Origin of the sequence: Paraburkholderia caffeinilytica (assembly GCF_003368325.1) — a bacterium.
Classification (GTDB): Bacteria; Pseudomonadota; Gammaproteobacteria; order Burkholderiales; family Burkholderiaceae; genus Paraburkholderia; species Paraburkholderia caffeinilytica.
In genome coordinates this window covers 3,880,203-3,894,869 of sequence record NZ_CP031467.1, presented here as the reverse complement: position 1 = coordinate 3,894,869, position 14,667 = coordinate 3,880,203, and the positions used below count along the sequence as shown (strand labels likewise).

General features: G+C 62.3%; 18 protein-coding genes and 1 tRNA gene. 8 read left to right on the top strand and 11 right to left on the bottom strand.

Annotated elements, in window-relative coordinates; genetic code table 11:
• The first annotated feature begins 12 nt into the window (after positions 1-12).
• A complete protein-coding gene (locus DSC91_RS33675) occupies positions 13-1,296 on the top strand; it encodes an MFS transporter (RefSeq protein ID WP_115782808.1) in 1,284 nt (427 codons plus the stop codon).
• Positions 1,297-1,384: 88 nt separating this feature from the next.
• Here the strand turns inward: DSC91_RS33675 and DSC91_RS33670 are convergent, their stop codons facing one another.
• Positions 1,385-2,437, bottom strand: coding sequence for an NADP(H)-dependent aldo-keto reductase (locus DSC91_RS33670; protein WP_115782807.1), 1,053 nt, complete (start codon positions 2,435-2,437; stop codon positions 1,385-1,387).
• Positions 2,438-2,574: 137 nt separating this feature from the next.
• Here DSC91_RS33670 and DSC91_RS33665 point away from each other — a divergent pair, with 137 nt between their 5' ends.
• Positions 2,575-2,787: a DUF3820 family protein gene (locus tag DSC91_RS33665; protein ID WP_006048800.1), complete on the top strand. Its 213-nt coding sequence runs from the start codon at positions 2,575-2,577 to the stop codon at positions 2,785-2,787.
• Here the strand turns inward: DSC91_RS33665 and DSC91_RS33660 are convergent.
• The 3 genes from DSC91_RS33660 to DSC91_RS33650 form a co-directional block, all read right to left on the bottom strand.
• Positions 2,773-3,432, bottom strand: a complete 660-nt coding sequence (locus DSC91_RS33660; protein WP_175171803.1) for a trimeric intracellular cation channel family protein — start codon at positions 3,430-3,432, stop codon at positions 2,773-2,775. The genes DSC91_RS33665 and DSC91_RS33660 overlap by 15 nt on opposite strands.
• 107 nt (positions 3,433-3,539) lie before the next feature.
• Positions 3,540-4,112 (bottom strand): adenylyl-sulfate kinase, encoded by a 573-nt coding sequence (gene cysC / locus DSC91_RS33655; RefSeq protein WP_115782806.1) that lies wholly within the window; start codon positions 4,110-4,112, stop codon positions 3,540-3,542.
• Positions 4,109-5,701: a tetratricopeptide repeat-containing sulfotransferase family protein gene (locus DSC91_RS33650; protein WP_115782805.1), complete on the bottom strand. Its 1,593-nt coding sequence runs from the start codon at positions 5,699-5,701 to the stop codon at positions 4,109-4,111. Before DSC91_RS33650 ends, cysC begins: the two co-directional genes overlap by 4 nt.
• 352 nt (positions 5,702-6,053) lie before the next feature.
• Between DSC91_RS33650 and DSC91_RS33645 the strand changes: the two genes are divergently transcribed.
• From DSC91_RS33645 to DSC91_RS33635, 3 genes are all read left to right on the top strand, one after another.
• Positions 6,054-6,404, top strand: coding sequence for a hypothetical protein (locus DSC91_RS33645; RefSeq protein WP_115782804.1), 351 nt, complete (start codon positions 6,054-6,056; stop codon positions 6,402-6,404).
• Positions 6,405-6,517: 113 nt separating this feature from the next.
• Positions 6,518-7,519, top strand: a complete 1,002-nt coding sequence (dusA, locus tag DSC91_RS33640; protein WP_115783604.1) for a tRNA dihydrouridine(20/20a) synthase DusA — start codon at positions 6,518-6,520, stop codon at positions 7,517-7,519.
• A gap of 103 nt (positions 7,520-7,622) precedes the next feature.
• Positions 7,623-7,698, top strand: a tRNA-His gene (locus tag DSC91_RS33635).
• Between the two features lie 181 nt (positions 7,699-7,879).
• Here the strand turns inward: DSC91_RS33635 and DSC91_RS33630 are convergent.
• Positions 7,880-8,299, bottom strand: coding sequence for a type II toxin-antitoxin system HicB family antitoxin (locus DSC91_RS33630; RefSeq protein ID WP_115782803.1), 420 nt, complete (start codon positions 8,297-8,299; stop codon positions 7,880-7,882).
• Positions 8,300-8,610: 311 nt separating this feature from the next.
• Between DSC91_RS33630 and DSC91_RS33625 the strand changes: the two genes are divergently transcribed.
• Entirely contained in the window at positions 8,611-8,880 is a 270-nt protein-coding gene (locus DSC91_RS33625; RefSeq protein WP_115782802.1) for a hypothetical protein, read from the top strand.
• A gap of 265 nt (positions 8,881-9,145) precedes the next feature.
• Here the strand turns inward: DSC91_RS33625 and DSC91_RS33620 are convergent, their stop codons facing one another.
• Both DSC91_RS33620 and DSC91_RS33615 read right to left on the bottom strand, forming a co-directional pair.
• Complete coding sequence (locus DSC91_RS33620; protein WP_115782801.1) at positions 9,146-9,388, bottom strand: DUF6566 family protein; 243 nt, start codon at positions 9,386-9,388, stop codon at positions 9,146-9,148.
• Positions 9,389-9,544: 156 nt separating this feature from the next.
• Complete coding sequence (locus tag DSC91_RS33615) at positions 9,545-9,742, bottom strand: hypothetical protein (RefSeq protein WP_115782800.1); 198 nt, start codon at positions 9,740-9,742, stop codon at positions 9,545-9,547.
• 139 nt (positions 9,743-9,881) lie between these two features.
• On the opposite strand from DSC91_RS33615, the gene DSC91_RS33610 reads away from it, so the two are divergent.
• A complete protein-coding gene (locus DSC91_RS33610) occupies positions 9,882-10,157 on the top strand; it encodes a hypothetical protein (protein WP_115782799.1) in 276 nt (91 codons plus the stop codon).
• Between the two features lie 59 nt (positions 10,158-10,216).
• Here DSC91_RS33610 and DSC91_RS33605 read toward each other — a convergent pair whose 3' ends face one another.
• The 4 genes from DSC91_RS33605 to ssuD are packed head-to-tail and all read right to left on the bottom strand — an operon-like array spanning position 10,217 to position 13,638.
• Positions 10,217-10,432 (bottom strand): TOBE domain-containing protein, encoded by a 216-nt coding sequence (locus DSC91_RS33605; RefSeq protein ID WP_115782798.1) that lies wholly within the window; start codon positions 10,430-10,432, stop codon positions 10,217-10,219.
• A 47-nt stretch (positions 10,433-10,479) separates the two neighbouring features.
• Entirely contained in the window at positions 10,480-11,481 is a 1,002-nt protein-coding gene (locus DSC91_RS33600) for an ATP-binding cassette domain-containing protein (protein WP_115782797.1), read from the bottom strand.
• Positions 11,478-12,422, bottom strand: a complete 945-nt coding sequence (gene ssuC, locus DSC91_RS33595) for an aliphatic sulfonate ABC transporter permease SsuC (protein ID WP_229758098.1) — start codon at positions 12,420-12,422, stop codon at positions 11,478-11,480. The genes DSC91_RS33600 and ssuC overlap by 4 nt, the downstream gene beginning before the upstream one ends.
• Before the next feature lie 55 nt (positions 12,423-12,477).
• Positions 12,478-13,638, bottom strand: coding sequence for an FMNH2-dependent alkanesulfonate monooxygenase (gene ssuD / locus DSC91_RS33590; protein ID WP_115782796.1), 1,161 nt, complete (start codon positions 13,636-13,638; stop codon positions 12,478-12,480).
• A gap of 569 nt (positions 13,639-14,207) precedes the next feature.
• Here ssuD and DSC91_RS33585 point away from each other — a divergent pair.
• Positions 14,208-14,633, top strand: a complete 426-nt coding sequence (locus tag DSC91_RS33585; protein ID WP_097392287.1) for a hypothetical protein — start codon at positions 14,208-14,210, stop codon at positions 14,631-14,633.
• Positions 14,634-14,667: the final 34 nt, after the last annotated feature.

Below are 14,667 nucleotides of genomic sequence, written 5' to 3'. Positions count from 1 at the left end.
AGACACGCCACGATGAGCACATCCACCTTGCAAGCCAGCGCCGCGCGGCCGTCCGCCGCGAAGGTCCATCGCATCATTCTCGCGGCATCTATCGGCAATGCGCTCGAGTGGTTCGACCTCATCGTCTATGGGTTTTTCGCGGTGACGATCGCGAAGCTGTTTTTCCCGGCGCGCACCGAAGCGATTTCGTTGATGCTCACGCTCGGCACCTTCGGCATTTCGTACATGATCCGGCCGCTCGGCGGACTCGTGCTCGGCTCGCTCGCGGATCGTGCGGGACGCAAGGTGTCGCTGTTGCTGTCGATCGGTTTGATGATGATCGGCACGCTGACGATCGCGGTGATGCCGCCGTATGCGGCGATCGGTTTGTGGGCCCCGGCCGGCATCATGCTGTCGCGGCTCGTTCAGGGATTTTCGGCGGGCGGCGAGTTCGGTGCGTCGACCGCGTTTCTGGTCGAGCATGCCCCCGAGCGGCGCGGCTTCATGGGCAGCTGGCAGTTCGCCAGCCAGGGCCTCTCGACGCTGCTCGCCTCCGGTTTCGGCGCGTTGCTGACGAGCCAGCTCACGGCGGCGCAACTCGAATCGTGGGGCTGGCGTATTCCGTTTCTGTTCGGCCTCGCGATCGGCCCGGTCGGCTTCTATATTCGCCGTTACGTGGACGAAGGCGCGGAGTTCGACACGGAGCCGAAAACCCGCACGCCATTGCGCGATCTGTTCGGCACGCAGAAAGTCCGCATGCTGCTCGCGGTCGGTTCGCTGGTCATTTCGACCGCGGCCAACTACATGATCCTGTACATGCCGACCTACGCGATCAAGCAACTTCACCTGCCCGCGTCGACCGGCTTCTCGGCGACGCTCGCAACGGGAATCGTGCTGACGGTGCTGACGCCGTTCGCCGGCCACCTGTCCGATAGCCTGGGACGCATCCGCATCATGGCAATCGCCGCGGCGTTGATGCTGCTGACGGTCTATCCGGCCTTCGTGTTTATGAATGCGCATCCCTCGTTCGCCACGATGCTGCTGGCGCTGATCTGGATCGGCGTATTGAAGGCGACATACTTCGGCGCGCTGCCCGCGCTGATGTCGGAGATTTTTCCGACGCAGACACGCGCGACCGGTCTCGCGGTCAGCTACAACATCGGCGTGACGATATTCGGCGGCTTTGCGCCCTTCGTGATCACCTGGCTGATCGATGCGAGCGACAATAAACTCGCGCCCGGTTTCTATCTGATGTTCTGCGCGGTGGTGAGCTTACTGGCGCTCAATGCGGTGCGCTCGACGCTGAAGATTCGCTGAAGCGGGGCTTGGGCTTGGGCTGAGGCTGAGGCTGAGGCTGGTAAAACGCATCAACTCACACCTCAACCCAACCCACACCTCAACAGCATCAAGGCGCCGGATTCGGCTGCAATTCATGCAGCCTGTCGATCTCCGCGAGGACCTCCGGCGAGAGTTTCACCTCGGCGCTGGCGATGTTTTCCTTCAGTTGATCGAGCGACGTGGCGCCAATCAGATTGCTCGTCAAAAACGGCCGGCTGTTGACGAAAGCCAGTGCGAACTGCGCGGGCGACAAACCGTGACGCTTCGCCAGCTCCACATAGCGCGTGGTTGCCAGAATCGCTTGCGGCTTGCTGTAGCGTTGAAAGCGCTCGAACAGCGTGATACGGGCGCCCGCCGGACGCGCGCCGCCCTCATACTTGCCCGACAACCAGCCGAAGGCCAGCGGCGAATACGCAAGCAGGCCGATGTTGTCGCGATGCGCGTACTCGGACAAACCCGCTTCGTATGTGCGGTTCAACAGGCTATACGGATTCTGGATGCTGACGATGCGCGGCAAGCCGAGCTTTTCGGCCGCGCGCAGAAACTGCGCGACGCCCCAGGGTGTTTCGTTCGACACGCCGATATGGCGAATCTTGCCTGCCTTGACGAATTCGGCGAGCACCGACAGCGTTTCTTCGATCGGCACCGTGTACGCGTCGTCGACCCACGGATAGGCGGGGCGGCCGAACGTCATCGTGCTGCGATCCGGCCAGTGCAACTGATACAGGTCGACGTAGTCCGTTTGCAAACGCTTCAGGCTGTCGTTGAGCGCTTCGGTCAGGTTCTTGCGGTCGAACTGGTTGCCCTCGCCACGAATATGACGCGGATTGTGCGGTTGGCGCGCCGGGCCGGCGATCTTGGTGGCCAGCACGATCTTCTCGCGCGCGCCGCGGTGCTGCGCGATCCACGTGCCGATATAGCGCTCGGTCGATCCCTGCGTCTCGGGACGCGGCGGCACCGGGTACATTTCCGCGGCGTCGATCAGATTGACGCCGTGGTCGAGCGCGTAATCGATCTGTGCGTGCGCTTCCTGCTCGGTATTCTGCTCGCCCCACGTCATGGTGCCGAGACCGATCAGGCTAACCTTCACATCCGAGTCGCCGAGTCTGCGGTATTCCATCGAACCTGTCCTGTTGTGTGTAAAGGGAAAGCGCTGACGTTACCATGCCGGCGCAATGCCTGCAGCGCAGCTAGAATGCCGCGTCAGCAGGCGCTCGCACCGCCGCGCTCAATAAACTTTCCGTCGACCCATCTGCGATGAATCCCGAACACCTCGAACTGCTGGTTACGCGTGTGATGCCTTACGGAAAATACAAAGGCCGGCTGATCGCGGACCTGCCCGGCCACTATCTGAACTGGTTTGCGAGCCAGGGCTTTCCGCCGGGCGAAATAGGCCGTCTGCTGGCTTTGATGCATGAGATCGATCACAACGGCTTGTCGTCGCTGATCGAGCCTTTACGCAAGCGCTGAAAGCGATACCTTGGGCAGATGCCAGCCATAGGTGACGGCGAGCACGCGCAAGATGAAGCACACCGCGCCGCCCGCGAGGGCCGCGACACCCGGCGGCAAACCGGCGCGTCGCGCCACCACCACGCTGAATGCGCCCGCGAAAGCCGCGGTCGCATAGATGTCGGCATGCAGCACCAGCGGCACGCGCGCCATCAGCACATCGCGGATCACGCCGCCACCCACGCCGGTGATGGTGCCCATCAGCATCGCGATAAACGGACGGATCCCGAACAGCAGCGCTTTTTCCACGCCCGCGACAGCAAACAGCGCGAGACCGGCAGCATCGAGCACCGTAATCAGCGCGACAGGAAACTGCTGCGCTGCCGAGTGGAAAACAAACGTGAGCAAACCGGTAACGAACGTCAACGCCGGATAACGCCAGTCGCGGATCGCGTTAGGCGGTGAATCGCCGATCAACAGATCGCGGATCACGCCGCCGCCGAGCGCCGCGACAAACGAGATCACCATCACACCCAGCAGATCGAGACCGCCGCGCATCGCGCTGAGCGCGCCCTCGACCGCGAAAACAACCGTGCCGGTCAGATCGGCCGCCAGAACGAGCGTTTCGACGTTCGGCCTGATTTTTCGTATCGACAATGTCGGCATCGACGCATCACCCCTTCTGTCCACGACCAGGCGAAAAGGTATAGCGAAATGCGCCGCGCCGGGTGGAAAATTTGCGCGATCGGATTCAGGCTCACGCCTCGTGCCGATTATTTCGCGAGACGAGGCCTGCTGAGCCCGCTTTCCCTCGGCAGGCAACCCATGGCGCTCAGATGCATAAGCAGGCAGCCTACCGCCTCTCCAATCGACGCCCGATCGGTTTCGATCATGACATCGGGATCGAGCGGCACATCGAACGGCCCGGAAACACCGGTGAAATCGGGTATCTCGCCGCGCCGGGCACGCGCGTAGAGGCCTTTGACGTCGCGCGCCTCGCACACCGTCAGCGGCGCATTCACGAACACTTCGACGAAACCCTCGCCCACGATTTCGCGAGCCATGCGCCGATGCTCATGCTCCGGCGAGATCACCGCGGCAATCGCGATGAAGCCCTGTTGCATGAATAACGCCGCGACGTGCGCGATGCGCCGCAGATTTTCGGCGCGGTCTTCAGGCGTAAAGCCGAGGCCGGCGGTCAGGCCGCGCCGCAGCACGTCGCCGTCGAGCACGATCGAGGCATGCCCCGCTTCTTTCAGACGCTGATGCAACGCCTCGGCCACGGTCGATTTGCCGGCGCCGGACAAACCGGTCATCCATATGACGGCACCACGCGTTGCACTCACGATTTCCGCTCCGTTGCGTTGTCATCCGTTCCCGCATCCGCAAGCGGCTCGCGCTCGGGCGCGCCGACGCTACCCACTGGCGCCAATTCCGGTCCCAAACCGTCGAACAAGGGTTGCAGCAATGCCTGCCCCGGTTGCCAGCGCCGCAGCGACGTCTTGTAGAGCGGACGGCGCACCTGTGCCGCGCTTGCCGTATTCACCTGCCGCGTGGTCTGGTGAAACGCCAGACAGCGCTCGTCCCAGTCGAGTCCGCAATGCGCGAGCAAGCGCCGGACATTGCCCTCGAAATCTTCAACCAGTTCTTCGTATTTGACTTCGATCATCGTGCCCTCGGGTAACACGCGTTGCCAATGAGCCATCAACGTGTCGTACGCACGATAGTAGCGGCCCAGTTCGCCAAGATCGTAGCTGAACGGCACGTCATGGAAAATTCGAGAAAAAATCGACAGGCAACTTTGCAACGGCGAACGGCGGCTATGAATGAAACGCGCATTCGGCAAGGCCAGATGAATCAGCCCGACGTTGATGAAATTGAACGGATATTTGTCGGTGAAACGCGAGTAGCCCGGCGTTGCGGTTTGCATTTCCGGTAGCGACGCGTGCATGCGGCGCAAATAATCGGCGCCGAGCGTGCGCAATTGCGCGGGGCCGACGCCCTGCAAGGCTTCGATATCGATACGCAAGGGGTCGTCGGGATCGCGGCCGATGCAGTTCACCAGCGCCTCGCCGAACTCCGTGCGTTCCCCTGCGCCGAAAACCTGCGGATGGCTCGCGAGAATCTGTTCGATCAGCGTCGAACCGGAGCGCGGCATGCCGACGATAAAGATCGGTGCGTCCGACGCATCGCCCTGACCGCGCCTCGCCGCCAGCACCTCTGAAGTCAGAAGCTCCGGCAAATGTCCGAACAGACCGAGCGATGCGGCTTCGTCATAACGCACGCCGGCGCGGTACAGTGCGTTGCCCTTCAGGAAGTGATCGAACGACGCATCGTTGCGGCCCGCGTCGGACAGCGCCTGACCATACGCGAAGTGAATCTCTGCCTGATTGGCGGGCGTGAGCGAGGCGGCATCGCCGACGAGCTGCTCCAGCGCGACGAACATCGGATCGTCGGCGGTAAGGCGTTTGGACTGCACGAAGTTGCGGTAATAGATCGGCACCTGCGGGGCAGCCTCGATCGCGCGGCGATAGGCTTCGTGCGATTCGTCGAAACGACCGAGCGCCTGCAGGCAATTGCCCATGTTGTTGTACGAGCCGTCGGCTTTCGGATTCAGCCGGACGGCTTCGCGATAGGCGTCTATCGCCTGCTCGAGCCGGTGCATCTGTTCGAGCGACCAGCCGAGGCCGTGACGCAAATCGGTGTTGCGCGGATCGAGTCCAATCGCTTCGTGATAGCGGACGACGGCTTCGGGGAAACGATTCAGCGCGGCAAGCGTCGCGGCGAGACGCTCGCGGACAATGGCGTCAGCGGGATCCAGCAAACGCGCCGCCTCGAAACAGCGGAGTGCGGCTTCGTGTTCGCCGCGAGCGGCGCAGGCGTCGCCTTCGGCGCGCCATTCCGATGCGGTCGCAGGCTGTGGATCGTGCTTCATTGACGGCCGGGTTCTTGCCGGCTTCGCATCTGGCGGCCGCGGCAATGTGGGGTGCGTTCTTCTTCGTCCAGCGTCAGCGCCAGCATGGGTCTGGATTCAAAGGAAAATTGTCTGACGGAAAAAGTATCAGGCGCGCCCTACAGTTACGTTGCAATAATTTAACCAACTGTTACAGCGCGATGAATCCGTCATAGTTCGAAAGGTGCGCGCAACGGGCAGCCGCTATGGCGTCAGGTTGGCGTGCAGGCATCACGGAAGCCGGTTGGCAAATCAGGGCCGTAATTTGCGGACACAAATCCTGCTGAACTCCCCGGCACGCCGTTTTTCTCATTCTCATACGAGGGAGAAAATCGTGAGCAGGCTCATTGCATCAGTCGCGATGTTGGCCGTGGCGGCAGGTCTCGCCGGATGCGTGGTCGCGCCGGCATACCCGGGATACGACTATGCCTACGCGCAGCCCTATTACCCCGGCTACGGCTATGCCTACGGTCCGGTGTATGGACCGGCTTACGGCACGGTGGACATCTGGGGCGGCTGGGGTGGCCCCTGCTGTTACTACCACGGACATGGCGGGTCCTGGCGCGGCGGCGGATGGCATGGCGGAGGGTGGCACGGAGGCGGCGGCTGGCACGGCGGCGCTGGCGGCTCCCACGGCGGCGGCAGTTCGTGGACCAGTGGCGGCAATGGGGGGCATGGGCACTAATACGCCGGAGACCCGCTGAGCGGCCCTTCGGCGCTGCCAGGTCTCCCGCCCGCACGGGAGGTTTCATGCCTTGCGGTAAAATCGGGTTTTGATCGATGCCGTTCGGCCGCCCCATGTCTTCAGTTCAAACTCCCAGTCCACGCCGCGTTTCCGTCGCGCCCATGATGGACTGGACCGATCGCCACTGCCGCTCGCTGCATCGTGTGATATCGCGTCATGCGTGGCTTTACACCGAAATGGTCACCACCGGCGCGTTGCTGCACGGCGACGTGCCGCGCCATCTGGCGTTTACGCCCGAAGAAGCGCCGGTCGCGTTGCAACTCGGCGGCAGTGAGCCCGACGACCTCGCGCGCTCGGCCAGGCTCGGTGAGCAATGGGGCTATGACGAGATCAATCTGAACTGCGGTTGTCCGTCCGAGCGCGTGCAGCGCGGCGCGTTCGGCGCGTGCCTGATGAACGAACCGCAACTCGTCGCTGACTGCGTGAAGGCAATGCGCGACGCGGTCTCCGTGCCGGTCACGGTCAAGCATCGAATTGGCGTCGATGCGGTCGAAGACTATGGCTTTGTGCGCGACTTCGTCGGCACGATCGCGGACGCCGGTTGCAACGTGTTCGTCGTGCACGCGCGCAATGCGATTCTCAAAGGTTTGAGCCCGAAAGAGAACCGCGAGATTCCTCCGCTCAAGTACGACTACGCGTATCAGTTGAAGCGCGACTTCCCGCATCTGGAGATCATCATCAATGGCGGCATCAAGACGCTCGATGAGGTGGAAACGCATCTTCAGCACGTCGATGGCGTGATGCTCGGGCGCGAGGCGTATCACAACCCCTATGTGCTCGCCGAAGTCGATGCGCGCTTCTATGGCTCAACTGATGCACCGCTCACACGCGAGCAGGTCGAGGCGAAGCTGATCGAATATTGCGCGGCTGAAATGGCGCGCGGCACGTACCTCGGTGCAATCACGCGCCATGCGCTCGGCCTCTATCGCGGTGAGGCCGGTGCACGGGGATGGCGTCGCGTGTTGTCCGATAGCAAGCGCCTGGCGGCGCGCGATCTGACCATCTTCGACGAGGCAAGACAGCATCTGCGTGAGCCTGTCGAAATTTTTGAATAAAGGACTAGGCAAACGGGATTCTTGTTCGTATAATCTCGTTTCTTCATCGACGAGCCAAGTTTCTCAGCAACGAGTTGCTTAGCAAGTCAAGCAGATGTCAGTGGTGGCTGTAGCTCAGTTGGTAGAGTCCAGGATTGTGATTCCTGTTGTCGTGGGTTCGAGCCCCATCAGCCACCCCAAAGAATTCAGGCAGTAAAAAGTTTGGCGAAAGTTTTACGAAGCGGCGTTGTGAGAAATCACAACGCCGTTTTTTGTTTTTGCATCGCGATCCACCGCACTGCGACGCGCACTCTGTTGCGCAAACTTCCCAATTGAAAACCTCGCCGAAGCGAGGTTTTCAATTGGGAAAGAACAAGCGGATCAAACCAGCCGCACCTCCAGACGCCTGCCAAGAACGGCAAACGCCGACTCGACCATCTCGATCCTCGATGAATGGCGGAAATTCAAAAGCCGATCGACCTGCACCTGGTTGACCTTCAGTCGACGCGCCAATTCCGCCTTACGCACGTTCTGCTGCAGCATTTCGTTTGCAAGCAGGACTTTCGAGGTGACGAGAGCAGGAAGCGTGACGACACGCTGGCCGCGCTTTGCCTTCGACGGCAAAGGAATGAGCCGCTTCTCCGAAAAGTAGATCTCAAGTGCGGCCTCCAGTGCGTCGAGGGCTTGCACCTCTGCATCATCTTCGTTCTCTCCAACGGTGATCGCTTCGGGCACGTCCGGGAACGTGACGAGGAGCGTGCCGTTAGAATCCGGCGTCAGCTCGATGGGGTACGACAACATTACGGTTCTCCAGTGGGACTGCTTCAAGAAAAACACAAAGCCCGCGAGTATCGGGAGAGGCTGTTAGCCGCCCTCCCACCTAGCTCTTTCAGCGCCAAAACCGCTTGGCCGACGGGGTCGGACCACCGCTGACGCCCGTCGCATAACCCTCCGGCCGATTATTTCAGTGGCGAGAATAGTAATTTCAGATTATCGGTACAAATTCTTGATAGTAGGGGTATACACTGCCTTCCATCGACGTTGCAGACACACCTCACCGGCTCCTGCGACGCCTTCCTGAAATGAAATCGAAACGTTATCGGAGTCACACCATGAAGACCAAGCTTATCGCCGCCCTGCTGGTTGCTGTTTCTGCCTCGATCGCTGCCCCCGCATTCGCTAGCGGCTACGGCCCGGCACCGTTCTACCGTCCGTCGGTCGGCGCACCGGCTTCGCAACAAGGCCAGAACGCGCAAACCGTCGCGGCTGAACGCGCCAATGCCGAGTCGAACGCATACGGCGGCGTGAACAACGTGTCGTCGCAATCGGGTACGCGTGCACCGGCTGCGTCGGGCCCGCAATCGGTTTTCTTCGGCCACTAATCTGTCGTCGTTGAAGGCTGCCGTCCACAAGACGGCAGCCGAACTGGGCGCCGCGCACGCAACAATGCATGCCGGCGCCCAGTTCCGTTTACGCGGTGGCCACGCTCGCGGCATCAAGCTTCTGCCACCGCCACATCACGCCCCGCGCATCTCCTCTTTCGGCGATACGGATGATCGGAATCCAGCCAGCGGATACGCAGCGGTCTCCTGCAAGGCAAAAGTTCGTCAGCTTATCGAATGCGCCTGGCGGCTCACGCGCTTGTGGCTAAGCGGCGGAGTCGGCATCGATCGTTTCGCGCGCCGCCCTGAAGCCCGCCTCTGCTGCGGCATGCTCGGTGGACCATAGCGTGTCGATGTGCACGAGTCGCCAGTCGAGCACCACCGCATCGTTGCGCAACACCCGAAAATGCGCCTTGACGCCGGTGAGCACCTGCTCGACCGCGACTTCAATGTCGTAGTCCTGATAGCGCTCCTGGTAGTCGCCCATGTCGAGGCCTTTCGGCTCCATGATCGCCTCCTTGGTGTCTTGTGCGTCCTTGATGTGTCATTGACGTGCCCTTGATTAGCCCTTGACATGCCCTTGACGAGATTGTCGGCGGCCGTACCTATCCACCGGGCCGTCGTTGCGGCTCGGAGCATGCCCTGGCCCGCCCTCGCCAGACGATCAGTCGCAATCGCCAGAAAGGTACTGCCGGCCGCTGCAGGTGATCTCGACGTCGCCGCCGCTCGCTTCGGCGGCGAGCCCACTCGCCAGCAACTCCGCCGTGACGGATTGCTCAAACTTCGGCATGGGCTGTCCGACGCCGGCATCGTTCAGGCGCCGTAATGCTTCAACCGCTTCCGGACTCAATGACTTCGACATGGCCGTCTCCGTCGTGGTGCTGAGTTCATCGTAGCAAGTTTCGCGGCCTTACGCAGGGGCGCGTCGAGGCATGCGCGTTGCGCACCGTACGTTGTGTGACGGCAGCAAATCCACCGAGCGGCTTCGGAAGGAGGACGAGATGGCGCAGAACAGAATGGCCGCGCTGACAGCGAGCGTCGTGTTCGCGATGTGCGGCACAGTCGGCACGATGACGTTCGCACAAACGTCGCAGCCGACGCTCAAGACGCAAGCGGCGCCGCGCGATAGCGGCGCATCGATGGTAAAGCCGCCCGAGGCGGCTCCCGGTTCCAATGGTTCGAGCAACCCCGACACTATGCCGATCAAGCGTCCGCGCGAGCCGGCCAACGACAGGATAATGCACGAGCCGCCCGCCAGCGGCGCCAACGCGAAATAGCGTCGACACGCGCGACGGTGCGAACCGTGCGAACCCGCGCGAACCGTGCAACCGCGCGCTTACAGACGCGCGATCGACACCTCCGTCGACTTCACCAGCGCGACCACTTCCGAGCCGACCTTCAGGTCGAGTTCGTCGACCGAACGCGTGGTGATCACCGAGGTAACAATGCCGAACGGCGTCTCCACATCGACTTCGGATACCACGGAGCCGCGGATGATTTCCTTGACCTTGCCTTTGAACTGATTGCGTACGTTGATTGCGGAAATGCTCATGTCGAGTGACTCCAGAAAAGCGATTGAAAACGATCAGTCAAGGGATGTCAGACGGCCCAGCGGACGTCTGTCGGCCGCGTGAGGCGGCCCTCGTCACGTGCGTCGTAAGCGCGATGGGACTGCGCGTCGTCGTTCGGCGCGGTCTTCAGTACGCGTTGCAACACATGTTCTTCCAGCGCGGCAAAACCGGCCGAGGCACGCGCCCGCGGGCGCGCAAGCGGCACTGGCTGATCGAGCGCAATGCGCCCTTCTTCGATCAGCAGAATGCGGTCGCCGAGCGCGACGGCTTCATGAACGTCGTGCGTGACCAGCAGCGCGGTAAATTGATGTTCGCGCCACAGGCGTTCGATCAGCGCGTGCATTTCGATGCGGGTCAAGGCATCGAGCGCACCGAGCGGCTCGTCCAGCAGCAGCAATTGCGGCCGATGCACCAGCGCGCGCGCCAGCGCCACACGCTGACGCTGACCGCCGGAGAGCTGCGCGGGCCAGTCGTTGGCGCGTTCCAGCAAGCCGACTTCGGCAAGCACGGCGCGTGCATCATCACGGGCGCTGCGGCCGAGGCCGAGCATCACGTTTTGCAGCACGCTCTTCCAGGGCAGGAGCCGCGCGTCCTGGAACATGATGCGGGTATCGAGCGGCTGGCCGTCTTCGGCGCGCTTGTCGAGCACCCCCGACGTGGCCTTCTCCAGACCCGCGATCAGGCGCAGCAACGTCGATTTCCCGCAGCCGCTGCGGCCGACGATCGCCACAAAACTGCCGCGCTCGATCGACAGATCGAAGTCGGACAGCACCTTGCGCTCGCCATACTGTTTGCCGATGCCGCGCAACTCGACCGAAAAATCCGCGGAGCGGCGTGCGTCGTTGCGCGCCGATGTACCGGCCGCTGCAGGCGCAACGCCCACGCGCGGGTGAGCGTGCGCCGAATCCGCACGGCCCAGGCCGGCAGTCTCGTCCGCGTCGTGATCGACGGTGCGCGGTTGGGTCAATTCGGCTTCGAGATCGCTGCCCGCGATGCCGCCGAACGACGCCGACAATGTCGTTGCGCTCATGGTTTCGCTCCTCGTTGATAGGCGGGATGCCAGCGCAGCGACACGCGCTCGAGACTCTTGGCCAGCACGTCGGCGAGTTTGCCGAGCGCCGCGTACAACAGAATGCCGACCACCACCACATCGGTTTGCAGGAATTCGCGTGCGTTCATCGTCATGTAGCCGATGCCCGACTGCGCGGAAATGGTTTCGGCGACGATCAGCGTGACCCACATCAGCCCGAACGCGAAACGCACGCCGACCAGAATCGACGGCAACGCCCCCGGCAAAATCACATGCCGATACAGCGCGAAACCCTTCACGCCGTAACTGCGCGCCATCTCGATCAGATTGGCATCCACCGAGCGGATGCCGTGAAACGTGTTTACGTAGACCGGGAAAAACACGCCCAGCGCGACGAGAAAGACCTTCGCTTCTTCCTCGATGCCGAACCACAGAATCACGAGCGGAATCATCGCCAGCGCGGGAATGTTGCGGATCATCTGCACCGTCGAATCGAGCGCGATTTCGGCGGGTTTGAAGAGCCCCGTCGCAAGGCCGAGCACGAGTCCGATGCCGCCGCCGATCGCAAAGCCCGACACCGCGCGCCACGTGCTGACCTTGACGTCCGCCCACATTTCACCGGACTGGATCAGCGACCACGCGGCCTTCACGACCGCGAGCGGTTCGGGCAGCACGCGCGTCGAGAGAATGCCGCTGCGCGCCGCGAATTCCCACGCCAGCAGGATCGCGAGCGGCGCGAGCCACGGCGCAAGATGCACGCCGCCGCGGCGCAAGACGGCAAGACTCACGCTTGAACGCGCACCGGCTTTCAGGTCCGCATTCGCGCCTGCATTGGCGCTTGCACGCACATCCGCGTTCACGTCGATGCGCGCGCCGGCGTGAGTGTCAGTGTGAGTCCCGGCGTGAGTACTTTGTCCCGCACTCACAGTAGATTGAGCCATGATGATTTCCTCATTGCTGAACCGGTAGGCGTTCTTACCGAACCGAGCGATACGCTCAGCTCGAACTCGCCGCCTTCGGCAGATAGTTATTGCCGACGATCTCGCCGAACGGCCCCGACAGCGGACCGCCCGCGACCTTGCTCCTATGGCCCGGCAGCAGCGGGAACACCAGTTCGGCGAAGCGATACGATTCTTCGAGATGCGGATAGCCGGACAGGATGAACGTGTCGATACCGAGCGCCGCGTACTCGTTCATCAGCGCTGCCACCTGCTCGGGATTGCCGACCAGCGCCGTCCCCGCGCCGCCGCGCACGAGACCGACGCCGGCCCACAGATGCGGATACACCTCGAGTTCCGCGCGTGTGCCGCGCTTGCCGCCGTGCAATGCGGCCATACGGCGCTGTCCTTCGGAATCCATCTTCGAGAACGAAGCCTGCGCACGGGAAATGGTGTCGTCGTCGAGCTTGCTGATCAGCTTGTCGGCGGCGGCCCATGCCTCCTCTTCGGTCTCGCGCACGATGACGTGCAGGCGAATGCCGAACTTGATCTTGCGGCCACGCGCTTCGGCGCGGGCGCGAATGTCGGCGATCTTCTTCGCGACCGCCGCGGGCGGCTCACCCCATGTCAGATACGTGTCGATGTGATCGCCCGCGATGTCGTGCGCCGCCGCCGACGAACCGCCGAACCACAGCGGCGGATGCGGGTTCTGCACCGGCGGATATAGCGCCTTGCCGCCCTTCGAGGTCAGATGCTTGCCCTCGAAGTCGATCGCGTCGTTGGTATGCGCGGCGGTGAGCAGCTTGCGCCAGATATGCAGGAATTCGTCGGTGATTTCATAGCGCGTGTCGTGATCGACGAACACGCCGTCGCCTTCCAGTTCAGCCGAATCGCCGCCGGTCACGACATTGATCAGCAGGCGCCCATTCGACAACCGGTCGAAGGTTGCCGCCATGCGCGCCGCCAGACCCGGCGACGAAATGCCCGGCCGGATCGCCACCAGGAACTTCAGACGTTGGGTCGCGGCAATCAGGCTCGACGCGACGACCCATGCGTCTTCGCATGAACGGCCGGTCGGCAGCAGCACGCCCTCGTAGCCGAGCGTATCGGCGGCGACGGCAATCTGCTGGAAGTAGTCGTAATCCGCTGCGCGTGCGCCTTGGGACGTACCGAGATAGCGGCTGTCGCCGTGAGTCGGAATGAACCAGAACACATTCATTTGCTGCTCCTGCTTGTTCGAAACTGGATTGATTGGAAACGTGCGTAACGACGATGCGTCGAGTGAATGCGCACACGCTGGTCGCGCACCGCCAGCCGCGCGCCGCTAGCCGCGCACATCCATCCGGCATGCAAGCCGGAGATGCAGGTGCAAAAAAGGACGGAAATACTGCTGCGACCGGAAACTCGTTGCGGGACTAGTTCCGACAGCGCATCCGCGAACGCGTGTGCGCCATGGAGCGGTTGAAGATCGGCATCAGGCAGGACATCGCGACGGCTTCCCTCGACCAAACGTGCGCGTGACGCGCTCGATTAAATGGGCGACGGCGGCAAACACCGTCTGCATGGAGAAACAGTCTATGGATCGGGACCCGGCTTTTGAACGATTTTTTTGAGCTTAGGTTTTCCACTTTCGTGATTAGCCCGACGCTAAAGCATACGGATATTGCGCGGGTGTTGCACCTTATCGACGCTGAAAGCCGGGCACCCCTCTATATAATGGCGCCACGTTTCCAATAATCCGCTGCAGGCCGCGTGAACCGCGCCGCCTGAGCTCTCGCGGTGCAATACATGCAAAAACTCATCCTGCCGTTCGTCGCCGGTTTTCTGGCGTCCCTGTTCTTTCATGAATCGACGCTGGCATTGCTGCACGCAGCCGGTCTGATCGACCCAACCGGTTTTTCGACCGCGCCGTTTTTGCCGCTCGGACTGCCGGAGTTTATTGCGAATGCAATCTGGAGCGCATTCTGGGCGGTGCTGATGGCATGGCTGTTGCGCGTCGCACCGGGGCGCCGCGCGCCGTGGGTGCCCGCATTCGTGTTCGGCGGCCTTGCGTTGACAGCGGCGAGCGTGTTTGTGGTCGATCCGTTGCGCGGCATCTGGCCGAGCGGCAACATGCTGCCGCGCCTCGCGGTGGGTTTCGCGGCGAATGCAATGTGGGGCTGGGGCGCGCTGGTGTTCATGCGCGCCTTCATGGCAAGCGAGGACGAGGACTGAGCGAGCTCCCGGTGTGTGTCCGTTTGACTATGCC